The sequence below is a fragment of the Thioclava litoralis genome, from assembly GCF_045278885.1.
In the GTDB taxonomy this organism is placed as follows: Bacteria; Pseudomonadota; Alphaproteobacteria; order Rhodobacterales; family Rhodobacteraceae; genus Thioclava; species Thioclava litoralis.
Genome location: NZ_CP135445.1, coordinates 218,731 through 240,501, shown reverse-complemented (window position 1 = coordinate 240,501; position 21,771 = coordinate 218,731). Strand labels below are relative to the sequence as shown.

The window sequence follows — 21,771 nt, the reverse complement described above, 5'->3', positions numbered from 1 at the left end:
ACGGCATGTTATCACGATGACAACGCATTCCTCCAAGGTTTACGAATATCGCAGCGGCTATAAACACGCGGCAGCCGATGGGCATGGGGCAGGTCCCATACGCACAAACCTGCCATGCGTAAAACAGGAATATGGTGGCGTATCCTCATGCCATAATCGAGGCCAGAATGACTTTGGCGACCATCGCGACAATCCCGTAGAGCGTGCCACAGACGACCGCCAGCATAAGCAGGATGATCAGCAAGTCGGTTGGCTTCAGACTGGTCTGGTTCGAGCCATCATTCGCTGCCCGGTTTTCGAGCGGCGGCATGGCTTGGGGATTTCTGGCCGCTGGGACTATCCGTGCCGCCTGAAGATCCTCAACCGTCGGCGTGCCGATGATCAACCGCGCAAGCGCCAGACCTCTCTCTACCTGCGGATCAAGACCAAAGGCCAGCTCCGCCCGTTTTAGAAGAAGAGCATATTGGCGTGCAGTGCCGCTTTTCAGCCGAAGGGGAGTATTGAAGGCCATTTTGTTATTTAGAAGAAGGTCGGAGCGATCTTCCTTAATATAGTGAAGCACCTGTTCCGCCGCTTCGAAACCGATATTCTCCGCCAGTTCAAACCACAGGCTGGGAGTTTCCCCGCTTTCGACCGGCCCAAGCTCTGTTTCGACACATTTCGAAATGAACTTGAAGCGCCACTGCTGAAGCACCCATTGGGACGGCCAGTGATAATGATTGAGTTCGATCCTCTGGCACCAATCCGCAAAGGCAATCACTTCGGCGCGCCATTTGCAGGGAAAAGCTCGATGAATTCACGTTGCAAGGCCCAGAGCGGCATCGTATCGTCCAGCTTGACCATTTCGACTGGCGTCCAGCTAAACACCGCAGAGAGCATATCGTTCAACGACTGCTCAGGCGTCCTTTGAAGCGCCGACACCATCCGGTCCAGAAATGGCGCAAGCGCACGCAGCTCTTTGTCGGCGCTGCACCATTGGCGATCATCCCTCGGGTCAATGCCAAACCTGACAAGCCTTGCGAATTCAGGCACCTGTAGACAAGCGGCCAAAAGATCCACCCCGCGCGCGCCGAAAGGCGCGATACGCGCGATGAACTCGGGCTCTATCTGCGGATGCGCGACCGTTTGATACGTCGGTCGCGCTTCACTGAAAAGCTGACTGACACGAGATCTGTCTTTTTCAAATCCAGCGTCCCTGTAGAGATCGAAATACGCGCGATTCTGCTCCAGAACCTCTTCCAAGGGTTTTTGCCGGATCACTTTGATCTCCTTAGAACGCCAGCAAAAATACGCCAGCCGCCACAAGGCAGAGCACCGCGAACCCCAGCATGAACGCCATGCCCATGCCACCCGCAGCAGGCTGCACGGCACGAGGGGTCGGTTTTGCAGCGACTTTATGGACCTCGGCGCGGGTGTAGCTGGTCTGGGCGGGGCGGGGCTGGCTGCTGAGCACGGCTTGCGCCTTGGCAAGGCCCTCCTCTTGGGTGTCGGCGCCGCGATAGGCTGTAACGGCGGCCTCGAAGGCTATGCGATAGGCCTCGGCATGCTCGGCCTGCAAAGGCATCTGCCCGTGCTCCAAAGGGGCCTCGGGGGCGAAGAGCCAAGGCATCGTCGTCTTCACCATGCCGAAAATCTCGCGCGCGGGGCGGATGCCAATCTCTGCGGCGCGCTCGTACCACAGCGCGACAACCGCATCATGCGCATCGGGTTTTGGCAGCACCGGCCCGACCCAGACATCCAGCAGGCTATATTCCCACAAGGCAGCGGGCCAATAGCCCAGAATATCGTCCTCTTCGATCCGCATTGCCTCGCACAGCACCGCCAGCCCGATCATCTCAAGCCGGAGCCACGCCTGAACCGCCATAGAGGTTGCGGAATCCTCGATAGGCGCGCCGTCCGGATCTTCTGCGCTTTGAAACAACGCACCTAAAAAGTAATCCAGCGCTTCGCCGCCGTGCTCGGGAAACAGGGCACGGAATTCCTCGCACAGCCGATCAACTTCGGGCGGCCATTCGGGATTTTTATACGTATCAATATAAAAATCATCATCGGGGGCCGGCCAACCGCACATATTGGCGAGCATCTTGTCGAGGTCGCCCTCTCTATCCGCCTCCAACGCATGGGCCATCGACCCGAGATAGCGGTCCTTGAAAACCGATGTGAGCTTTTTGACCTCTTTCGCACTGGCCGGATGCGGGCCGACCAATGCCTCGGCGGGGCGGCCCAGAGGAAACAGGAAGGCAAAATCGGGCACCGCCTGTAAAAAAGCCGCCAGAAGGGCTGCGGCCTTCTGGCCTTCGGACCGGAAATTCTTTGCGAAATCAATTTCCAAGGGCGTATAGCGCATGGCGGCCCCTGCCGGATCGGGGCTGTTCAGAAGCTGGCGCAGAAGAGCCTCGGTTTCCGTACGGAAATGCGGATCGGGTAGCGCGAAACAATGGCGGTTCGCGGCTAAAAGCGCGTTCAATGAGGTCATGAGATCACCAGTTCACGGACAGAAGCGCCAGCGCCAGGGCGAGGCAGCCTACGGCCAGCAGGGCCAGCCAGATAAGGCGGGGGGAGGAGCGATCCGGTCTGGACCGCGCCGCCGGTGTTGGGGGCACGGAAACCGGATCGGCCTCCAGTTCGGCCACAGGTTCGGGATGCGGCAGGGCGTCTATCGCGGCAAAGGCCCGATCAAACGCCTCCTCCTCGGGGCGCGAGGGATCATAGGCAGCAAAGGCCTCCTCGAGCGCCATATGATAAACGTCCGCGTCATGCACCACCAGATGGGCAACGTGCTCGGACGAGACCTGCATTTCGGCACAATAGGGCCGCGTCTCGACCAGATGCCACAGGATGAAATGGGCCGCAGGCAGGCCCGCCTCCGGCACCTTGCGGAACCATAGACCGGACACATCGTCGGGCAGATCCATCCTGCCAGACGACGAACGCGGCCAGAATTGCAAAAGGGCCCAAGGCCTCTGATGCACGATCCAATAGCCCGGAAGATCGCAGTTTTCCGCCTCGTATGCTTCGTATAGCAGGGCAAAATCGGCCAGTTCGAGCCGAAGCCACGCAAGCGCGGCATCTTCCACCTCGACATCCAGCACCAGATCAATCGCAATCTCGTCCGGCAGCTGGTTGAAGAACTGGCTGAGAGCCTCGCCGCCGTGACGCGGGAAGCGGGCAATAAACTGCTCGGCCAGAGGTTTGATGCGCTCGGGCGCGAATTCAAGCGGATCTGTCTGCGGCCGCTGCGGCCAGTCGAACAGATCGCAAAGAAGCCAGTTCAGATCAGGTGCAGGCTCGAGCGACAACAGATGCGCGAGCGGTTCGGCCAGACAAGCCTCGAAATCCGCAAGGAAGCTTTCCGCGGTATCGCTCTCGATCTCGGGCATGTCGGGGTATCGCCCCGCCCGAAACAGCATCGCGCAGACTTCATCGGTCATAATCACAGCAGACAGCAACGCGACCGCCCGCTCGCCATAGCGGTGGTAGCGGTGATGGAGTTCCAGTTCGAAGGCGGAATACCGGCCCTTGCTGGCTGCGGGAGAGCTGTCTGCAAACAGGGTCCGTAGCCGCTGTTCGTCCTCCAGACGCCGTTTTTGCGCGGACATGTCCTCCTTCGGGAAAAACGGCGTCCGCATGGCTTCCATCAACTTGGTCAAATCGTTGATCATGTAATCATCCTAATAAAAACGCGCCCCACATTGGAGGCGCGTTTTATTAGCGTCTTTTCCGACCAAAGATCAAACCGCCTTCTTGAGCGCCTCGACAAGGTCCGTTTTTTCCCAGCTGAAACCGCCATCGGCTTCGGGCGCGCGGCCGAAATGACCATAGGCTGCCGTGCGGGCATAGATCGGTTTGCACAGATCCAGATGGGTGCGGATGCCCAGAGGCGTCAGGTCCATACATTGCACCAGCGCCTGTTCAATCACCTCGTCCGGCACCTGACCGGTGCCGAAAGTGTCCACATAGACCGAAAGCGGCTTGGCCACACCGATCGCATAGCTCAGCTGGATGGTGCATTTGCGCGCAAGCCCGGCCGCCACCACGTTTTTCGCCAGATAGCGCGCGGCATAGGCCGCCGAACGGTCCACCTTGGTCGGGTCTTTCCCCGAGAAGGCACCGCCCCCATGCGGGGCCGCGCCGCCATAGGTATCCACGATGATCTTGCGCCCTGTCAGACCCGCATCCCCATCGGGGCCCCCGATCACGAAGGTACCGGTCGGGTTGACCCACCATTCGGTCTCGGGCGAGATCCAGCCCTCGGGCAGAACTTCGCGGATATAGGGTTCGACGATGGCACGGATATCATCCGAGCTCTGGCTTTCGCTTGCATGCTGCGTCGACAGCACGATCGAGGTCACCCCGACCGGTTTGCCGTTTTCATAGCGCACCGAGAGTTGGGATTTGGCATCGGGCCGCAGGGTCGGCTCAGCACCGGATTTGCGGGCCTCCGCCAGACGGCGCAGAATCGCGTGGCTGTAATGGATGGGCGCCGGCATCAGCTCGGGGGTCTCGTCGACCGCATGGCCGAACATGATCCCCTGATCGCCCGCGCCATCCTTATCCACGCCCTGCGCGATATGCGCCGATTGCGGATGCAGGAAATTGGCGACCTTCAAAGTGGCCCAATGGAACTCGTCTTGTTCATAGCCGATGTCTTTTACGCAATCGCGCACAAGACCATCAACCTTTTCCATATAAAGCGCCAGTTTGGCTTTGTCGGTCAGCCCGACCTCGCCGCCAACAACAACCTGATTGGTGGTGGCGAAGGTTTCGCAAGCGACCCGCGCGTTTTTCTCTTCCGAGAGAAACGCATCCAGAATGGCGTCGGAAATGCGATCACATACCTTGTCCGGGTGGCCTTCGGAGACCGACTCGGAGGTGAAAATATAGTTCTTACGTGTCATGAAAGACGTGCTCCGTTGGTTATATCCCCACCACGCCAGGAAGCCGTTGTGATGGTTCGATACCGTTGCCTAGACCTCTGCGCGGGGCCGGTCAACGATAATTAGCCCAAAACCCCTTAAGAGAAGTAAAGCCACAAGCATCGCCGTGATGCTGGGCCAATCCCCCAGACGGGCATAAACCGTTACGGGCAAGGCCTTAGGCACGGCAACATCCAGATGCCCCTCGCGGTTCATACCGATACGCTCCCGCAGGCGCCCATAGGGGTCGATCAGCCCCGAAATGCCGGTATTGGCCGCGCGCACCACCGGCAACCCGAATTCGATCGCGCGCATCTGGGACAGACTCAGATGCTGGCGCGGCCCCGACAGCTGGCCAAACCACGCATCATTGGTGATCTGCATGATCCAGTCGGGCCGTTCGGGCGCATGGCGGATATCCTGCGGGAACACCGCCTCGTAGCAGATCAGCGGTTGCACCTGCCCTGCCGGTCCGAGATCAAGCACGGTTTCGGCGCGCCCTGCCGAATAGCCATTGCCCTCTTGCGCGGCAAAGGCGCTGATCCCCAGCTTCGCCAATGCATCCCCGAAGGGGATATATTCCCCGAACGGCACCAGATGCACCTTGTCGTAAAGCGCGGTGATCCTTGCCTGCCCGTCCAGCACAGCAAGGGAATTGTAATAACGGTCCCCGTCACTGCGCTGGATCCCCAGCGCAATCGGCACCCCCTTGCCCGATTGCGCCACCATCTCCAGACCATCGCCGGGCCAGTTGAGCAAGAAGGGCACCGAGGTCTCGGGCCAGACGATCAGATCCAGCGGCGTCTTGGCGGGAGCCGAGGACTCGTCCAGCAGGCGCTGGAAGAACAGGGCGCGATATTTTGGCAGCCATTTCAGCTTCTGCTCAGCATTGGGTTGGACAATGCGGATTTCGGCGGGACGGGCGGGATAGTCGACAGGGGTGGCCAGTCGCGCCTGCCCCCAGCCCCAGATCGCCGCCGCGCCCAACCACAGACACAGCCCCGCGCCCAAGCCCCCTTTGCGGCCCGGGAAAGACAGCGTGACCGCCAGCAGCAAGGTGACACAGCTCAGCCCCAGTTGCCCTGTCAGAGAGGCCAGTTGCGCCACCGGCGTTCCGATCCAGATATGGCCGAACAGCACCCAGGGAAAGCCGGTGAACGCGTAGCTGCGGATCGCATCGGTCAGCCCCAGCCCCAGCGCAATCCCCAAAGCCCGTGTCACCGGCCCATGCCCAAGCCGCGCCCCCAGACCGGCCCCCGCCGCCCAGAACGCCCCGAACCCCGCCCCCATCAGCGCCAGCGCGAAAGGGGCCATCCAGCCGAAAACCTCGGGCTCGACAAAGAACGGCTCGGTGATCCAGTACATCGTCACACAGGTATGGCCGACCCCCGCCATGAAGGCGGCCCAAGCGACATGGGCGGGGCGCTGGCGCGACAGAAAGCGCAGCAGCAGCCCCAAAGCGAGGATTGCCACCGGCCACAGGCTCACAGGAACCTGCCCCAGACCGATGCCACAACCGGCCAGAAAAGCCAGACCCAACACGTTCCAGACCGGTCGGGCCGGAGATCTCATGAAACCGAAAATACGCAAGAAATCCTGACCTTACCTGCCGATCTTAATCCAGCACATTCACTCTGCCGGAGCCACTCCGGGCAGGCGCACACGCAGACGTTTGATGCGGCGCGGGTCGGCATCGAGCACTTCGAATTCGACCCCGCTTTCGGCCACGATCACTTCGCCCCGTGCCGGAACACGCCCGATCTGCATGAAGACCAGCCCCCCCAGACTGTCAATCTCCTGCTCTTCTTCCGGATCGGCCAGCACATGCCCGATCTCGGCCTCGAAATCGCTGAGCGGCGCACGGGCCAGCACGACCCATTGGCCGGGCTTTTCCTGCCGCCACATTCCGCCTTCGACCTCGTCATGTTCGTCCTCGATCTCGCCAATGACCTGTTCGATCAGATCCTCCAGCGTAAGAAGGCCGTCCACCCCGCCATATTCGTCGATCACCAGAGCCATATGGATGCGCTGCACCTGCATCTTCTGCAAAAGCACCCCGATCGGCATCGAGGGCGGCACATAAAGCAGCGGGCGCATCAGATCCTGCATCACCACATGATCGGGCTGATGGTCGTTGAACCCGTATTGCAAGGCAAGATCCTTGAGGTGGATCAGGCCAAGAGGCTGGTCCAATGTCTCGTGGAAAACCGGCAGGCGGGAATAACCATGTTCGCGGAAAACAGCGACCAGTTCTGCGGGCGGGATATCGTCCGGAACGGCCACGATTTCGACTTTGGGAATGGCAATATCGCCGACACGCATGCGGCGCAGATTGCCCAAGCCAAGCGGGGCGTGTTGCGGTGTTTGCGCAGGTTCGTCATACACCGCGTCTTCGACCGCGGCAGAGCCCCCGAACAAACGTCCAAGAAAACCCCGCGATCGGGGTTCGGAATTTTCTCCCGGTTCCTCTTCGGAAACCGGGCTTTCGGCGGAGAGAGCTCCGTCAGCGGCCTGTCCCATTCGTCCTTTCCAAAATTACACCGCGCCTGGCGGCCTCAAAATTCATATGGGTTTGCGATACCCTGCTTTTCAAGGATGCGGATTTCCAGCGCTTCCATCAAGACCGCATCTGCATCCCTCACGTGATCGTAGCCCAAAAGATGCAATAACCCGTGAATAATCAGATGAAGAACGTGATCTTGCGCGGATTTCTGCTGTTCTGTGGCTTCACGGATGCAGGTTTCATAGGCCAGAGCCAGATCTCCCAGCGCAATCGTGCCGAACATATCGGGCTCCGGCACCTGTGGCACATCGCCCTCGGTTTCGGCCCCCCGTTCTTCGGCAGGCCAGCTCAGCACATTGGTGGCCTTGTCCTTTGCCCTGAATTCCGCATTCAGTTCCTTGATGCGGGCATCATCGCAGCCCAGCACCGACAGCTCGCAAAGGTCAGCCTCAAGACCAAGCGCCGCGCATACGGCCTCTGTCGCCTTTTCACAAAGCGCCTCAAGCCCGAGCTCCGCCCAGCGGGAATCGTCAATATCAATATCGATCTGCATTCCCGTTCGCTACAATGCGCCCCCCTGTCCGGCAAGAGGCTTCCGCAGTGGCTCACCAAAATGCGTCCTCAGGCCCGCCGCAATCCGTAACCGGCAGGCGGGCCCAAAGCTCAGAGCCGGAACCCCCTCACATGCGCTGGCATCTCGACCCCCGACAGATTGCGCGGATCGGGTTCGGGGGCCCCCACCACGCTGCGCACCGGAAGGACGCCCGCCCAGATCGGCAGCTCGTAATCGGCATCCTCGTCCTTCGGACCGCCGCTCCGCGTCTTCGCGCTGCCCTCGGCGATCTCCAGCCCCAGCACCATCGTCGCCTTCAGATCCTGCGCATGATCGGGGCGCAGGGTGCCATAACGGCCCGGAAAGAGCGTATCGACAAAACGCCCCAGTTTCGCGTGCTTCTCGGCAGGGTCTTCCACCTTGAACGCCCGCCCGTATAGCGTGACCGAACGCGAATTGACCGAATGGTGCATCCCCGAGCGCGCCAGCACGAACCCGTCCAGAATGGCGACGCTCAGACACACGTCGGCATCGCGGGAATGGCGCAGCGCACGGCTGGCAGAGGAGCCGTGCCAGTAGACATGATTGCCCTCGCGCCATTGCAGCGTGGGCGTAACAAAGGGTTTTCCATCAATTACATAGCCGACGCTGCACATCGGCTGCGCGTCAAGGATGGCATAAATGGCCTCGCGGTCGAAACAGCCGCGCTCATGGCTGCGGCGAAGGCGGGTGCGCTCGGTGACGGGCAGGGTATCTGACATGGGAAGGGATCCGAAATTGAACTTGCCGCCTCAGGTCTGGCGGCATATTGGTATTTTATAAATGGCCAATTCCGGTAAATCATATCAGTCCAATCTGGACAGCGCCCTGTTTGCACTGCTGCTGGACCCTGCGGCCGCCGAAAGCCTGCAGGCCCAGCTTCTGGACGGGCTACGGCGCAAGATCCTGTCCTCCAACGCCTTTTGCGGCGTCAGGCTTCCGGCAAGCCGCGTTCTGGCGGCCGAATTATCGGTCTCGCGTACGACAGTGCAGATTGTCTATGACCAGTTGATTTCCGAGGGCTATCTGGTCACCAGACAGGGGGCAGGCACATTTGTCGCGCAGGAACTGCCGCATCTGTCACGGGTGGCCAGCGTGCCGCGTCACCCGCCCGCACCGGTCGCCCGCTGGCGGCCCTTTCAAAGCGCCCTGCCCGATCCGGCCCTGATGCCCCATGCCCAATGGGCGCGTCATCTGGACCGCGCCTGGCGCGCGCCCTCGGCCGATCTGCTGGCCCGCCCCGACCCGCTGGGGTGGTATCCGCTGCGCGCTGCAATCGCCGATCACCTTCTGGCATGGCGTCAGCTTGCCTGCGACCCGCAGCAGGTGGTGATCACCTCGGGGGCGCGCGACGCCTTCGAGATCATCTTCCGCGCGCTTTTGCCGCCCACAACCACCGTGGCCATCGAAGATCCCTGCTGGCCGAAAATGGCACGCACCCTGATGTCGTGCGGAGCGCGCGCCCATCCGGTCCGCATCGGCCCCGAGGGGCTGGACCCCGCGCAGATCCCCGCCCGCGCCAGAGCCGCGATAGTGACGCCTTCGCGCCATTATCCGACGGGCCGCAGCATGCCCCTGTCCAGCCGGCTGGCGCTTCTGGAATGGGCCGGTCGCTCCGGCGGGGTGGTGATCGAGGATGATTATGACAGCGAATTCCGCTATCGTGGCCAGCCGCTGCCGGCATTGGCGGGGCTCGACCGGCTGGAGAATGTCCTGTATCTGGGCAGCTTCTCGAAACTGCTCAGCGCCGCCCTGCGGATCGGCTATATGGTGGTGCCCCAGCGCATGCTGCCGCAGATCGCGGCCTATTTCGACGCGGTCGGAGGGCAGACCTCGCTGACCCCGCAGCCCGCGCTCGCCAGTTTCATGGAGAGCGGTGAATTCGCGCTGCATCTGCGCCGGATGCGACGGGTCTACGCGCGCCGGCAGGCCTATCTGCTTTCGGCGATGGCACCGGCGCAGGGGTTTGTAGAGCTCGCGCCCGATGCGGGCGGGATGCATCTTTGCGCGGGGCTCGGACCAAAGCTGCAAGGGCGGGTCAGCGACCGCGAGATCAGTGCCGAGGCCGCCAGGGCAGGGCTATGCGTGGCCGCCCTCTCCGATCATTGCAGCCTGCCGCACGGACCAGAAGCCCTGCTTCTGGGCTATGCGGGGTTTGACGAGGATACGCTTGGGGACGCGGCTCGCCGCCTCTGCGCGCTTCTGGCCCGCATGGGATGAGCGGATGGCCTTGTGTTCTACCAAAGGCGAAAACCCGCCCGTGACCTGCCAGAGTTTTGCCTTGAACCCGCGGGCATCTTTCGCAATTGTACCGCACAACTCTTCTGGCTTTTGTATCCATGACTTTACTCTATGATCCGGGGCTTACCCCGTTTTTGATTGCCGCAGGCCTTGTGGTGGCCCTTCTCCTGCTTGAGGTGGTGATGCTTCTCACCGGCCTGTCGACAACGGGTGACAGCGGCGATCTGGCTTTGGATATGGAGGCCGATGCCGACCTGATCGGACTGAGCGCCCCCGAAATTGCCGCCGAGCTTGATCTACCTACCGAGGTCGCGGTCCAGATCGAAGGCGCGTTTGACGGCCATTCGCCTGCCGCCCTGGAGGCCACACCCTCTGCGGGCGGTATCATGACCGATATGCTGGGGCTGAACAAACTGCCGCTCACAATCTGGCTCACCCTGTTCTGCGCGCTCTTCGCGGGGCTCGGGCTGGCGGTCCAGACCGGCCTGTGGCAGATCGTTGGGCAGGCCATGCCGCGCCTTCTGGCCGTGCCGGTGATCGCGGTTCCGGCCCTGGCGCTGACGCGGGGGCTGTCATCGGTCATCGCCCATCTGCTGCCACGCGACGAAACCAGCGCGATCTCGGAGCGCAGTCTGGGGCGGCGGCGCGGTGTCGTCACGGTGGGCGAGGCACGGCGCGGCAGCCCCGCGCAGGTGCGGGTGACAGACAGTTTCGGCAACACCCATTATGCCATGCTGGAACCGCTATCGGAAAGCGATGTCATCGCGCAAGGCACCGAGGTGCTGGTTCTGAAACTTCCGGGCGGCGATCTGCGTCTGGTACCTATTGCGTAAAATTCCGGCAGAGCTTTCTGCCGTCAAAGTTTGTAAGAGACGGGAAATGTTTAAATGACTCTCATTCTAGGTGTAGCGATCCCTGTGCTACTGATCGTGGTGGCCTTTCTGGTGATCGCGATGATTTTCTCACGGATGTATAATCGTTCGACCCGCGAGGTCAGCCTTGTGAAAACCGGCACGGGCGGGCGCAAGGTCATCATCGACGGCGGCACGCTGGTCATTCCGGTGCTGCATGAAGTGACGCGGATCAATATGCGCACCACCCGTCTGGAAGTGCGTCGTGACGGCAATTCCGCGCTGATCACCAAAGACCGGATGCGGGTCGATGTGGGCGTGGAATTCTACGTCACCGTTCAGGCCACCGAAGAGGGCATCGCGCGCGCGGCCCAGACGCTGGGCGACCGCACCTTTGACGAACGCGCCCTGCGCGAGATGGTGGAAGGCAAGCTGGTCGATGGTCTGCGCGCTGTGGCCGCCAAGATGGATCTGGATGATCTACATGAGAACCGCGCCAATTTCGTGCAGCAGGTGCAGCAGACGGTTACCGAGGATCTGCGCAAGAACGGCCTTGAACTGGAATCCGTCTCGCTGACCGCGCTGGACCAGACCCCGCTGAGCGGGCTTGACGAGAATAACGTCTTCAACGCCGAAGGGATGAAGAACCAGGCCGAGCGCATCGCCCAAAGCCGCAAACAGCGCGCCGCCATCGAGGCGGATGCCGAGGTCGCCGTGGCCCGCTCGCGTCAGGAGGCGGAGGTCAAACGCTATGAGGTCGAGCGCGAGCAGGAAGAGGCCCGTGTTGCCCAGCGTGTGAAGATGGAAGAGCTGGCCGCCCGCGAAGAGGCCGAGAAAGCCCGCCAGCACGAAGAGGCCGAGATGGCCGCGCAACAGGCCCGTATCGCCCGTGAAAAGGCCATCGAAGTGGCCGAGCAGGACCGCCAGATTGCCGTCTCCGAGAAATCCGAGGCCGAAAGCCAGGCCCGCGCCCGTGCCGATCTGGCCAAAGCCGAGGCCATCAAGGCGACCGAGGCGATCGAGACCGAGCGCCGCGTGGCCGAGGGTGAGCGTCAGAAGCGCCTGACCATTCTTGCCGCGCAGGAAGAGGCCGAGCGTCAGGCAACCTCGATCCGTGTGGCCGCCAAGGCCGAACGCGAGGCCGCCGATGACCGCGCCGCCGCCATGCGCGAACTGGCGCAGGCCGAGGCCGACCAGATCACCATCCGCGCCGAAGCCGCCAAGAAAGAGGCTCTGGCCGAGGCCGAGGGGATGCGCGCGCGCAAGCTGGCCGAGGCCGAAGGCACCCGCGCATTGGCCGAGGCCGAGAACGGTCTGTCTGAGGCGATTGTCGAATACCGTCTGGCGCAGGCGCGTCTGGAGGCGATGCCGAAGATCGTGGCCGAGATGGTCAAACCCGCCGAGAAGATCGGCGGCATCACCATCCATAAGGTCGATGGTCTGGGCAATGCGTCCACGGCGGCCGAAGGGGCCAAGGCCTCGGGCGGTGACGGGCTGGTCAATCAGGCCTTTGACGAGATGCGCAAGATGGCTTTCCAGCTTCCGGCGCTGGACAGCATCGGCAAGCAGGTCGGGCTGAATATGGAAAAGGGCATGAGCGGGCTGTTCGACGAGGTGATGCCCAAACCTTCTGCCCCGCCCGAGGCCAGCGCGGCAGCCCCTGCCGCACAACCGGCGCAAGACGTCTGAGACCTCTCCGCGCGAGCCCCCCTGACGGGCTCGCGTTTTTCGTGTGGCCACCGTCCGGACGGAAGCCGCGCTCGACAGGCCAGTTCGGGACGCGCCTTATCCCCTGCGGCATTTTGCACCCTCCGTCACAGTCTCCGGCAGGTAAAAACCGTTTTGCTCTGCCCCACCTGCCCGCTATAGATGCCCCCATGATGCAGTCCGGCCGATCTTCTCCGCCCCGCGCCCCAGGAGGCCGCTCCGCATGTTCTGCGGGGGCGGGCGTCTGGCTGCTGCGTCTGTGCCTGCTCTGCGCGCTGTTTCTCTCGGGGATCGTACCGCAGGGCATGATGCGCAACCCCGATGCGGAAGGCACGACGCTTGTGCTGTGCACCGGCGAAGGCCCCAAAGAACTGGTGATGCTGCCTGACGGCTCGGTCAAAGACCCCGATGCCCCCGCGCCGCAACGCCATAAGGTCTCGACCTGCCTTGCCGTGTCGCTGTCTCTGGCTGCGGTGCAGGCCGTGCCGGAATTGATGTTCAGCACCGCCGAATTCAGCCGTTATCGTCCCGACCCTGCCCCCGCGCCGCCTGTGATACTGCGCCTGTATGCGCCGGTCCAGCCGCGCGCACCACCGCGCGCCGCCTGATCGCGGAAGGCCGTACTGCGCGGCATTCCGCTGTCTTCTGGCACCGCCGTTTCGGGTCTGCGGCCCTGCGGCAGATTTTGGCATGCGGATCTGCGGGTCTGCGCAACAGGTTTGGAACTCAATATGAAAACGACTTTCTTTGCGGCGGTTGCCGCACTTGCCCTCTGCCCGCTGGTGGCGCAGGCCGACATCACCGTGACCGATCTCGACGGGCGTGAAATCCATCTGGAACATGTGCCCGAACGTGTCGCATTGGGGTTTTACTACGAGGATTATCTGGCGGTTGCCGGTGCGGGCGCAGCCGATAAGATCGTCGCTCTGTCGCGCGCGCCCTGGGCCGATTGGCGCCCGAACCAATGGGCGGCCTATACCGCAAGGTTTCCGGCCCTCGAACAGGTGCCGGATTTCGGCAATGCCGATGATAACACCCTGTCGGCCGAGGCGCTGATTGCCACCCGCCCCGATGTGGCGATCCTGTCAAGCTGGCAGACCGCCGCCTTGGGGCAGGCCGGAGTGGCACAGATCGAAGCGGCAGGCATTCCGGTGGTGGCGCTGGATTACAACGCCCAGACATTGGAGCGCCATGTCCTTTCGACCCGTGTTCTCGGGGCTGTCATGGGCCAGCCCGAACGTGCCGAGAGGCTTGTGCATCTTTACAAGACGAAAACCCGCGACACGCTGGCGCGCATTGCCACAGCAGGCCCGTCGCATAAGAAGATCTATGTGGAACTGGCCCAGAAAGGCCCGGAAACCATTGGCAATTCCTATGGCTCCGGCATGTGGGCGGGGGTGATCGATCTGGTGGGCGGCCAGAATATCGCCAAAGGGCAGATCGAGAATTGGGGGCCGCTTTCGCCCGAATATGTCCTTGCCCAGCAACCGGATGTGATCTTGCTGGCAGGGTCGGAATGGCGCAATGCGCCGCAGGCGGTCAGCTTGGGTTTCGGCGCACAGGAGGCTTTGGCCCAGACCCGTCTGGCGGCCTATCTCACCCGCCCCGGCTGGTCCGACCTGCCCGCAGTGCGCCAGCATGAGGTGTATGGCATCTATCACGGCGGCAACCGCACCCTGTCGGATTTCGTCTATGCGCGGGCCCTTGCCAAAGCCCTCTATCCGAAACTGTTTGCCGATATCGACCCTGCCGAGGAGCTGCGCGCCTATTATCATGACTGGATGCCGATCGAGGCGCAGGGCACCTTCATCACGAAGATGCCATGACCAGCGCGGCAACAACTGTCTGGCGGGCATGGGAAATCCGTGCCCGCAAGCGCCGCCTCGCACTGGGGCTTGCCTGTGTTGTGCTGGGGCTTCTGGTGCTGGCGGATCTGGGCACCGGCCCCTCGGGTATGGGGCCTGCCAAATTGTGGCAGACCCTGCTGGACGGGCCGGACGGGGCCGACAGGGCGTCGGCGGTGATCCTGTTCCAGATCCGGCTGCCGCAAACCGTGCTGGCGCTGATCGTGGGTGCGGCCTTGGGGATTTCGGGGCTGATGATGCAGACCATCCTCGCCAATCCGCTGGCCTCGCCCTTCACGCTAGGGTTCTCGGCAGCCTCGGGGTTCGGCGCGGCGCTGGCCATCCTGTTCGGCACCCGCCTTGCCCTGCCGGTGCCGCCTTGGCTGCTGACACCGGCCTGCGCCTTTCTGGCGACACTCGGCGCTACGGCAATGATCTGGGCCGTCGCGCGGCTCAAGGGGTCCAAACCGGAGCTCCTCGTGCTGGCGGGGATTGCGGTGCTGTTCTTCTTCCAGTCGATGCTGTCTCTTGTGCAGTTCATGGCCTCGCCGGAGGTCTTGCAGCAAATCGTGTTCTGGCTGTTCGGGTCGTTGCTGAAGGCGAATTGGACGGCGGTGAAAGTCTCGGGCTGTATCGTACTGCTATGCCTGCCCTTTATCGCCAGAGACACATGGGCGCTGACCACGCTGCGCATGGGTGAGGCCAATGCCGAAAGTCTGGGGCTGGACACCGATGCCTTGCGGCGACGGGTCTTCCTGCTGACCGCAGCACTCACCGCCGCCGCCGTGGCATTTACCGGCACCATCGGCTTTGTCGGCCTGATCGCGCCGCATGTGGCGCGGGCAATGGTGGGCGAGGATCACCGCTTCGGGCTGCCATTGGCCGCCGTGATCGGCGCACTGATCCTGTGTTCGGCATCGGTGGCCGCCAAGCTTCTGTCCAGCGGTGCCGCCATTCCGGTGGGCATCGTCACCGCCATTGCCGGCATTCCGATGCTGGCCGTGGTGATCCTGCGTCACGGAGATCGCGGATGCTGAATGCAAGCCTCGAGCAACAAACCCGCGGGCGACGCACCATTCTGGCCCCGATGCGTTTCAGCCTGCCCTGCGGTCGCCTGACCGCCGTTCTCGGCCCGAATGGCGCGGGCAAATCCACGTTGCTACAGGCGCTTTCGCGGGGCAAGGCCGCGGGGGCGCAGATCCTTGACGGGCGCAGGCAGCTTGGCCCGCGCGACATCTGCTACCTGCCGCAGGCCTTTGCGGTGGTCTCCGAACTCAGCGTGCTGGACTGCGTCATTCTGGGACAGCGCGAACGGCTGGGGCTGCGGGTGCCGCAACAGGCGGTCACACAGGCCCGCAGCCTTCTTGATCGTCTGGGGCTGGGGGATCTGGCAACGCGGGCGATGTCGGCACTCTCGGGCGGGCAGCAACAGCGGGTCCTGCTGGCGCAGCGGCTGTTTCGGGGCGGACGGGTGATGGCGCTTGACGAGCCGACATCGGCGCTTGATCTGCACCACCAGCTGGCGGTTCTGGGCTATCTGCGCGATTTCGCCGAACGCACCGGCACTGCCGTGGTGCTGTCGCTACACGATCTGAACCTTGCCGCGCGGTTTTGCACCCATGCCCTTCTTCTGGCCGAAGGGCGTCTGATCTGCGAAGAGACGCCGGAACGGGCGCTGAACGCGCCCGCGATCCGCCGGTTCTGGAAAGTCGCACCGGAATGGCTGCGCGACAGCGAGAACAATGCGGTGTTCGTGCCGCATATGCTGACGCATCGCTGAGCGCCCGAAAGACAGTCCCCGCCGCAACCGGATGACGGCTGCGGCGGGGAGATCCTGTCAGATATCGAAATTGCTGGGCAAAATCACGACATCGCGGATGGTGACCGTGCGCGGACGGCTCAGCATGAACAGGATCGCCTCGGCGATATCCGACGGCTCGATCAGCGCGCCGTTTTCCTTGGCCTTGCGCAGGTTTTCCTCGGGCCAGTCGGCCAGCAGGGCCGAAACCACCGGACCGGGCGAGACCGAGCCCACACGGATGCCATGTTTGTTCAGCTGGCGTCGCATGGTCTGGACAAAGCTGGTCATCGCCCATTTCGAGGCCGAATAGACCGGCTCCCACGGCACAGCCGTATGCCCTGCCACCGACGATGTGACGATGATATCGCCACAGCCCTGCGCGATCATCTGCGGGATCACGTTATGAACGTTCTTCATGACCGCGTTCACATTCAGATTGAGCATGCGGTCAATCGCAGCGGGGTCCGTGACTTCGACCAGATCGCCGCCGATATAGCTGCCCGCATTGCAGTGCAGAATATCGATCCGCCCCGCCAGTTCCATCACGCCCGACAGAAGCGAGGCACAGCTTTCGGGGTCCAGCAGGTCGATGACCAGCGGCAGGGCTTTCTCGCCCAGCTTTTCGGTCACGGCCTTCAATGCGGCACCGTCACGGTCCACAAAGACCACCGTAGCGCCTGCCTCCAGCATCATCTGCGCACTGGCAAGACCGATCCCCGAGGCCGCACCCGTCACTGCGGCGACCTTGCCGCTTAGTTCATTGCTCATCTTCATCTCCTCCACGTTTTTCCCTTTCCGCCCCGATCGGGACGCGGATCAAGCGGTGTTGGCACAAGCCCCGTGCCTGTGCAAATGACAAAGCCCCGCGCGGCGCCCGTTTGCGCGCCTCGCAGCGGGCAGGCCTCAGACGGCACAGGCCGTATGATAGCTGTGGATCACCTCTTCGACCCGCCAGAGAAGCAGGGCCTCGGGGTCGAGCGGCCTGTCGGCAAAAGCTGTCGCGGCAGGCAGGTGCTGCCACATCAGCGGCAACGGCACGACCTGCCCCTGCAGCGCCTCGAGAAGGGCGGCAACAGCGGCCTGTGCCTGCGGCTCGGCCCAGTAATAGCGGATACGATCCGACAGCGAATAATGCCGCAAGACACCCTGCTCGGCCGCATTGCCGCCGTAATGACGCGCCCAGTTCGCGGGTTTTTCCAGCATCAGCGCCTCAAGTGCCACTTTCAGAGGCCGCGCGCCATAGTCGGGCAGCAGATCCGAGGCGATCAGATCCAGCGCATATAGCGCCTCGCGCAGCGCAAAGGTCAGCTCCGGCCCGACTTTCAGGATGGCAAAGCCGTCCTGCACCAGTTGTGCCAAGGGCGCGGTCCCCTGATAATCGGTCGAATGGGCCTCGAAAACCAGCCCGTCCAGCGCCGGCAGGACATCGATCAGCGGCCTCGCCGGTGCGGGGTCATAGGCGATGACGTTATGATTGCCAAATTCCACCCCCGGCTGCACCACAATCGCGATCACGCGCGACAGGGCCGCGTCCAGACCACGGGCGGCGAAGATTTCGCGGTGGACGGCCAAGGTCGTCTTGGCCGCGTCGGGCGCGGTGGGGGTGATGGCCTCCAGCGCGTGATCGGCACCACCGGGAGGCGGAACCTCCGTGCCGATCACATAAAGGGGCATCGGCCCCGCCGCACCCGACGCGGTTCTTTCGGCCACAGCCGCCAGACGCGCGGCCCGATCCGCCGTCTGATGGTCATCCAGCGCGACGGGTTCGCCGCGACAGCCCATAGAGGCGTCCAGATGGATCTTGCGGAAGCCCGCCTCCACATAGGCCGCTACCATCTTCTCGGCTTCGGCCATCGCGGCTTCCGCGTCTTGGTCGCGCCACGGATTGGGGCCAAGATGGTCCCCCCCCAACAGGATCAGATCCTCGGGGCAGTTTTCCTCGGCGGCGATCCGGTAGACCATTTCGGCGAAATCCGCCGGTGTCATACCGGTATAGCCGCCAAGATGATTGACCTGATTGCAGGTCGCCTCAATGAGAACCGTCGCCCGTGTCCGCGCGCCATGACGCAGGGCCGCGCGCAGAACAACAGGATGGGCCGAACAGATCGAGCTTATTCCGACCGGATGTCCCGCCGCCCGCGACGGGGCCAGATCTTGCAACATGACATTCATGATGCTCTCCTTTGGGTGGTTGCGATAAAGGCATCCAGCTCCTCGCGGGTGCCTGCGCCCTCCATCGGGCCGCGCAGAGTGGCATTGCGCGCACCTGCGGCACAGCCATAGTCAAGCGCACTCTCCACAGGCTGGCCGAGCCTGCGGCAGGTCAGATAGGCCCCACCGAAACAGTCGCCCGCCCCTGTGGGATCGACCGCATCGACCACGAAAGACGGCGCATCGATGCGGCGGCCATCGGACAGGAAGCAGCTTGCCCCTGCCTCGCCGCGTTTGAGCACGATCTCCTTGATGCCCCGCGCGAACAGGGCGGCAAGAGCGGCTTCCTCTCCGGCCACGCCCGCCGCATCTTCCAGCTCCTCGCCCGAGGGCAGAAGCAGGTCGGCCTGCCCCACCAGCCACAGGAAGCGTTCGCGCGTTTCGACGTCCTGTGTCAGCTCTTTGCGCAGGTTCGGGTCGAGCGACAGGGTGCCACCGCGCGCCTTGACCTGCGCCAGCACCTGCCGGATCACCTCCCACGCGCCGGAAATCGACAGGGCCGACCCCATGACATGCAGATGTCCCGCCCGCGCGGCCAGCGCCGCAACCGCAGGCGTCCAGCCGAAACGCGCCGCAGCCGAGCGTTCGATATTGAAAACGAAATCGCGCGATCCATCCTCGCGATACCGCACGAAGGCACTGCCCGTGGGATAATCGGGATCGATCGCGATCCCCGAGACATCGACGCCATCGCGGACCAGCCGGTCGATATTGACCTGACCGAAATCATCGCGACCGACCGCGCCGATCATTGCGGCCTGCCCGCCGATACGCCCGCACTGGTCGATGAAAATCGCCGGTGCGCCACTGGGAAACGGGCCGATCAGCGGCAGGGCGTTGCGAAACCCCTCCCCCGGCATGGTCGCCACGATTTCCACCAATATCTCGCCGATACAAAGGGTCGGCCCCAAAGCATCGGGCGCAAGATGAGAATTGTTCATCGCATAGCTCCTCCTGTGCGAAGAACGGGCAAGGCCCGAAGCCCCTGCCCTGTTCCGACGGTCCCGACGGCCTTACGCCGTGATATTGACCTCGCGCTTGCGCTGCGCCTCGGCCCAACGTTGCTCGATGAACTGCTTGGCATGCGCGGCCAGCGGATTGTTATCGGTCCACGTATCGCGCCAGATCCCGCAGGTGCGCGACAGGCTCTCGTCGACGATTGCGCTGGAGAAGCTTTCGAACACGATATCGCGGTCGTAGTTGATATCGACAAGGGCGCTGAAGATCGACGCGAAGTCGATCGTGCCGGTGCCGAGGAAACCGCGATAGTTCTCGTTGAAATGGTAATAGGTGCATTTGTCACCCGCCATGCGGATCGCGGCAGCGGGGTCGGCTTCCTCGATATTGGCGTGGAAGGAATCCAGATGCAGGAACACGTCATCGCGGCCCGTATCCTTGATGAACTGCAGACCCTGTGCCGTGGTATTGAGAAGGTTCGATTCAAAGCGGTTGACCACTTCAAGCGCGATCTCGACACCGCAATCCTTGGCGATCTCGGCAGTGGCCGCGATGGACTCGGCGCTATGCATCCAGCCGGTGCGGGTCGGCATGCTGTCATATTTGCCATGCATCGAGTAAAGGATACCACCCAGACGGATGCCACCGATATCGCGCACCGCCTTGACCGCATCGGACAGAAGCTGACGGCCTTTGGCCACAACCGCCTTGTCGTCACTGGAGACATCTGCCGCCGCAGGCAGACCCATCGTCACCACGATATCGACATCCAGCGCCTTCGCCTTCCGGGCCAACCGGTCCAGATCGAAGAGTTCGGGGCGCAGATAGGCGAATTCGATCATGCGGTAGCCATGCTCGGCTGTCTTATCAAGCGCCATTTCCAGCCCTTCTTGGGTCTGGCCGTTGGTCCATACGAAAGAGTGGATACCAAGTCGTCTCATGTTCAGTGCCTCCCTGAATCACATGTCAGAACAGGTTGTGCCTCTTTTTGTTTCTTCTAGCAACAAATAAGAAAGAGGATCGGAAAATTTTTGCCAGAAACCTGGTATATGCGCTTTCTAAAGATCAGGCAGCACGACGCATATGCCGGTTTTGTTGCAAACGGCATATGCATGTTTTCCGCAAGGCGATACGTTTACCGGATCGCTTTACCGTTTTCGTCGAAGCGGTGGATGTTATGCTCTTGGGGGGTGAGCCAGACGGTGTCGCCGGCATGGACATCGACCTCGCCCGAGACGCGGACGTTGAACTGGCCGATGCCTTCGACCTGCACATGGGCATAGGTGTCCGAACCAAGGTGCTCGGAGACGCCAACCAGACCCTCGATCGCACCGTCGACCGGCGTGGTCGAGAGATCGATATGCTCGGGGCGGATGCCGATGGCATGGGCCCCGCGGGCCGCGGCGCGCTCGCCTTCGATGAAGTTCATCTTGGGGCTGCCGATGAAGCCCGCAACGAAGCGGTTATCGGGGTTGCGGTAGAGATCGAGCGGGCTGCCCACCTGCTCGATGCGGCCTGCGCGCAGCACCACGATCTTGTCGGCCATGGTCATCGCCTCGACCTGATCATGGGTCACATAGATCATGGTGGTCTTGAGCTTCTGATGCAGCTCCGAGATCTCGAGGCGCATGTTCACCCGCAACGCCGCGTCAAGGTTCGAGAGCGGCTCGTCAAACAGGAAGGCGGCCGGTTCGCGCACAATGGCACGCCCGATCGCCACCCGCTGGCGCTGGCCGCCCGAAAGCTGGCCGGGCTTGCGGTGCAGGTAATCGGTGAGGTTGAGCGCCTCGGCCGCCGAGGCGATGCGGCGCTCCTGCTCGTCGGTGGGTACACCGGCCATCTTCATCGGGAAGGCGATGTTTTTCTTGACCGACATATGCGGATAGAGCGCGTAGCTCTGGAACACCATCGCGAGGCCGCGCTTGGCGGGGGGGGCCTCGGTGGCATCCGTGCCGTCGATCATGATCTGCCCGCCCGAAAGATCCTCGAGCCCCGCGATCAGACGCAGCAGGGTGGATTTGCCGCAGCCCGACGGGCCCACGAAGACCACGAATTCGCCGTCCTTGATATCCAGATCCAGCGGCGGAATGACTTCGACTTCGCCAAAGGTCTTGCGCACGCCCTTCAGAGTGATTTGTCCCATGACTT

Annotated in this window: 21 protein-coding genes and 1 riboswitch; of the genes, 7 read left to right on the top strand and 14 right to left on the bottom strand. The window is 62.6% G+C overall.

Annotated elements, in window-relative coordinates:
* Positions 1-145 precede the first annotated feature (145 nt).
* From RPE78_RS16915 to RPE78_RS16875, 9 genes are all read right to left on the bottom strand, one after another.
* Entirely contained in the window at positions 146-760 is a 615-nt protein-coding gene (locus RPE78_RS16915) for a hypothetical protein (RefSeq protein ID WP_330629256.1), read from the bottom strand.
* Positions 757-1,260, bottom strand: a complete 504-nt coding sequence (locus RPE78_RS16910; RefSeq protein ID WP_330629255.1) for a hypothetical protein — start codon at positions 1,258-1,260, stop codon at positions 757-759. The genes RPE78_RS16915 and RPE78_RS16910 overlap by 4 nt, the downstream gene beginning before the upstream one ends.
* 10 nt (positions 1,261-1,270) lie before the next feature.
* The gene (locus RPE78_RS16905; protein ID WP_330629254.1) at positions 1,271-2,476 is read right to left on the bottom strand and encodes a hypothetical protein; all 1,206 of its coding nucleotides are present in this window, start codon (positions 2,474-2,476) and stop codon (positions 1,271-1,273) included.
* Between the two features lie 4 nt (positions 2,477-2,480).
* Positions 2,481-3,662 (bottom strand): hypothetical protein, encoded by a 1,182-nt coding sequence (locus tag RPE78_RS16900; protein WP_330629253.1) that lies wholly within the window; start codon positions 3,660-3,662, stop codon positions 2,481-2,483.
* 69 nt (positions 3,663-3,731) lie between these two features.
* Positions 3,732-4,898, bottom strand: a complete 1,167-nt coding sequence (gene metK / locus RPE78_RS16895; protein ID WP_330629252.1) for a methionine adenosyltransferase — start codon at positions 4,896-4,898, stop codon at positions 3,732-3,734.
* A gap of 8 nt (positions 4,899-4,906) precedes the next feature.
* A riboswitch (SAM-SAH riboswitch) is annotated at positions 4,907-4,956 on the bottom strand.
* Positions 4,957-4,967: 11 nt separating this feature from the next.
* Positions 4,968-6,506, bottom strand: a complete 1,539-nt coding sequence (gene lnt / locus RPE78_RS16890) for an apolipoprotein N-acyltransferase (protein WP_330629251.1) — start codon at positions 6,504-6,506, stop codon at positions 4,968-4,970.
* A gap of 39 nt (positions 6,507-6,545) precedes the next feature.
* The gene (locus RPE78_RS16885; RefSeq protein ID WP_330629250.1) at positions 6,546-7,436 is read right to left on the bottom strand and encodes a hemolysin family protein; all 891 of its coding nucleotides are present in this window, start codon (positions 7,434-7,436) and stop codon (positions 6,546-6,548) included.
* 35 nt (positions 7,437-7,471) lie between these two features.
* On the bottom strand, positions 7,472-7,972 hold the full coding sequence (gene ybeY, locus RPE78_RS16880; RefSeq protein ID WP_330629249.1) for an rRNA maturation RNase YbeY: 501 nt from the start codon (positions 7,970-7,972) through the stop codon (positions 7,472-7,474).
* 110 nt (positions 7,973-8,082) lie between these two features.
* Positions 8,083-8,733 (bottom strand): pyridoxamine 5'-phosphate oxidase family protein, encoded by a 651-nt coding sequence (locus tag RPE78_RS16875; protein ID WP_330629248.1) that lies wholly within the window; start codon positions 8,731-8,733, stop codon positions 8,083-8,085.
* 61 nt (positions 8,734-8,794) lie between these two features.
* On the opposite strand from RPE78_RS16875, the gene RPE78_RS16870 reads away from it, so the two are divergent.
* The 7 genes from RPE78_RS16870 (at position 8,795) to RPE78_RS16840 (ending at position 16,434) form a co-directional block, all read left to right on the top strand.
* Positions 8,795-10,231 (top strand): PLP-dependent aminotransferase family protein, encoded by a 1,437-nt coding sequence (locus RPE78_RS16870; RefSeq protein ID WP_330629247.1) that lies wholly within the window; start codon positions 8,795-8,797, stop codon positions 10,229-10,231.
* A 119-nt stretch (positions 10,232-10,350) separates the two neighbouring features.
* Positions 10,351-11,085 carry an OB-fold-containig protein gene (locus tag RPE78_RS16865; protein ID WP_330629246.1) on the top strand — a complete coding sequence of 245 codons (735 nt, stop codon included), beginning with the start codon at positions 10,351-10,353 and terminating at the stop codon, positions 11,083-11,085.
* A 54-nt stretch (positions 11,086-11,139) separates the two neighbouring features.
* The gene (locus tag RPE78_RS16860) at positions 11,140-12,792 is read left to right on the top strand and encodes a flotillin domain-containing protein (RefSeq protein ID WP_330629245.1); all 1,653 of its coding nucleotides are present in this window, start codon (positions 11,140-11,142) and stop codon (positions 12,790-12,792) included.
* A gap of 188 nt (positions 12,793-12,980) precedes the next feature.
* A complete protein-coding gene (locus RPE78_RS16855) occupies positions 12,981-13,418 on the top strand; it encodes a DUF2946 family protein (RefSeq protein WP_330629244.1) in 438 nt (145 codons plus the stop codon).
* Between the two features lie 123 nt (positions 13,419-13,541).
* Positions 13,542-14,636 carry an ABC transporter substrate-binding protein gene (locus RPE78_RS16850; RefSeq protein WP_330629243.1) on the top strand — a complete coding sequence of 365 codons (1,095 nt, stop codon included), beginning with the start codon at positions 13,542-13,544 and terminating at the stop codon, positions 14,634-14,636.
* Positions 14,633-15,691 carry an iron ABC transporter permease gene (locus RPE78_RS16845; RefSeq protein WP_330629242.1) on the top strand — a complete coding sequence of 353 codons (1,059 nt, stop codon included), beginning with the start codon at positions 14,633-14,635 and terminating at the stop codon, positions 15,689-15,691. Before RPE78_RS16850 ends, RPE78_RS16845 begins: the two co-directional genes overlap by 4 nt.
* Positions 15,685-16,434, top strand: a complete 750-nt coding sequence (locus RPE78_RS16840) for an ABC transporter ATP-binding protein (protein WP_330629241.1) — start codon at positions 15,685-15,687, stop codon at positions 16,432-16,434. Before RPE78_RS16845 ends, RPE78_RS16840 begins: the two co-directional genes overlap by 7 nt.
* Positions 16,435-16,491: 57 nt before the next feature.
* Here the strand turns inward: RPE78_RS16840 and RPE78_RS16835 are convergent, their stop codons facing one another.
* The 5 genes from RPE78_RS16835 to RPE78_RS16815 form a co-directional block, all read right to left on the bottom strand.
* A complete protein-coding gene (locus RPE78_RS16835) occupies positions 16,492-17,223 on the bottom strand; it encodes an SDR family oxidoreductase (protein WP_330629240.1) in 732 nt (243 codons plus the stop codon).
* 135 nt (positions 17,224-17,358) lie between these two features.
* Positions 17,359-18,627, bottom strand: a complete 1,269-nt coding sequence (locus tag RPE78_RS16830) for a D-tagatose-bisphosphate aldolase, class II, non-catalytic subunit (RefSeq protein WP_330629239.1) — start codon at positions 18,625-18,627, stop codon at positions 17,359-17,361.
* A complete protein-coding gene (locus RPE78_RS16825; protein WP_330629238.1) occupies positions 18,624-19,607 on the bottom strand; it encodes a sugar kinase in 984 nt (327 codons plus the stop codon). The genes RPE78_RS16830 and RPE78_RS16825 overlap by 4 nt, the downstream gene beginning before the upstream one ends.
* Before the next feature lie 72 nt (positions 19,608-19,679).
* Complete coding sequence (locus RPE78_RS16820) at positions 19,680-20,564, bottom strand: sugar phosphate isomerase/epimerase (RefSeq protein WP_330629237.1); 885 nt, start codon at positions 20,562-20,564, stop codon at positions 19,680-19,682.
* Positions 20,565-20,758: 194 nt separating this feature from the next.
* Positions 20,759-21,766: an ABC transporter ATP-binding protein gene (locus tag RPE78_RS16815; RefSeq protein WP_330629236.1), complete on the bottom strand. Its 1,008-nt coding sequence runs from the start codon at positions 21,764-21,766 to the stop codon at positions 20,759-20,761.
* Between the last annotated feature and the right edge of the window lie 5 nt (positions 21,767-21,771).

Excerpts from the sequence above, each read along its gene's own strand:
- RPE78_RS16830 (WP_330629239.1), bottom strand. The coding sequence starts at position 18,627 with ATGAATGTCATGTTGCAAGATCTGGCCCCGTCGCGGGCGGCGGGACAT.
- RPE78_RS16835 (WP_330629240.1), bottom strand. The coding sequence starts at position 17,223 with ATGAGCAATGAACTAAGCGGCAAGGTCGCCGCAGTGACGGGTGCGGCC.
- RPE78_RS16850 (WP_330629243.1), top strand. The coding sequence starts at position 13,542 with ATGAAAACGACTTTCTTTGCGGCGGTTGCCGCACTTGCCCTCTGCCCG.
- RPE78_RS16885 (WP_330629250.1), bottom strand. The coding sequence starts at position 7,436 with ATGGGACAGGCCGCTGACGGAGCTCTCTCCGCCGAAAGCCCGGTTTCC.
- RPE78_RS16905 (WP_330629254.1), bottom strand. The coding sequence starts at position 2,476 with ATGACCTCATTGAACGCGCTTTTAGCCGCGAACCGCCATTGTTTCGCG.
- ybeY (WP_330629249.1), bottom strand. The coding sequence starts at position 7,972 with ATGCAGATCGATATTGATATTGACGATTCCCGCTGGGCGGAGCTCGGG.
- RPE78_RS16815 (WP_330629236.1), bottom strand. The coding sequence starts at position 21,766 with ATGGGACAAATCACTCTGAAGGGCGTGCGCAAGACCTTTGGCGAAGTC.
- RPE78_RS16845 (WP_330629242.1), top strand. The coding sequence starts at position 14,633 with ATGACCAGCGCGGCAACAACTGTCTGGCGGGCATGGGAAATCCGTGCC.
- RPE78_RS16825 (WP_330629238.1), bottom strand. The coding sequence starts at position 19,607 with ATGAACAATTCTCATCTTGCGCCCGATGCTTTGGGGCCGACCCTTTGT.
- RPE78_RS16865 (WP_330629246.1), top strand. The coding sequence starts at position 10,351 with ATGACTTTACTCTATGATCCGGGGCTTACCCCGTTTTTGATTGCCGCA.
- RPE78_RS16820 (WP_330629237.1), bottom strand. The coding sequence starts at position 20,564 with ATGAGACGACTTGGTATCCACTCTTTCGTATGGACCAACGGCCAGACC.
- metK (WP_330629252.1), bottom strand. The coding sequence starts at position 4,898 with ATGACACGTAAGAACTATATTTTCACCTCCGAGTCGGTCTCCGAAGGC.
- RPE78_RS16900 (WP_330629253.1), bottom strand. The coding sequence starts at position 3,662 with ATGATCAACGATTTGACCAAGTTGATGGAAGCCATGCGGACGCCGTTT.
- RPE78_RS16875 (WP_330629248.1), bottom strand. The coding sequence starts at position 8,733 with ATGTCAGATACCCTGCCCGTCACCGAGCGCACCCGCCTTCGCCGCAGC.
- RPE78_RS16840 (WP_330629241.1), top strand. The coding sequence starts at position 15,685 with ATGCTGAATGCAAGCCTCGAGCAACAAACCCGCGGGCGACGCACCATT.
- RPE78_RS16870 (WP_330629247.1), top strand. The coding sequence starts at position 8,795 with ATGGCCAATTCCGGTAAATCATATCAGTCCAATCTGGACAGCGCCCTG.
- RPE78_RS16860 (WP_330629245.1), top strand. The coding sequence starts at position 11,140 with ATGACTCTCATTCTAGGTGTAGCGATCCCTGTGCTACTGATCGTGGTG.
- RPE78_RS16855 (WP_330629244.1), top strand. The coding sequence starts at position 12,981 with ATGATGCAGTCCGGCCGATCTTCTCCGCCCCGCGCCCCAGGAGGCCGC.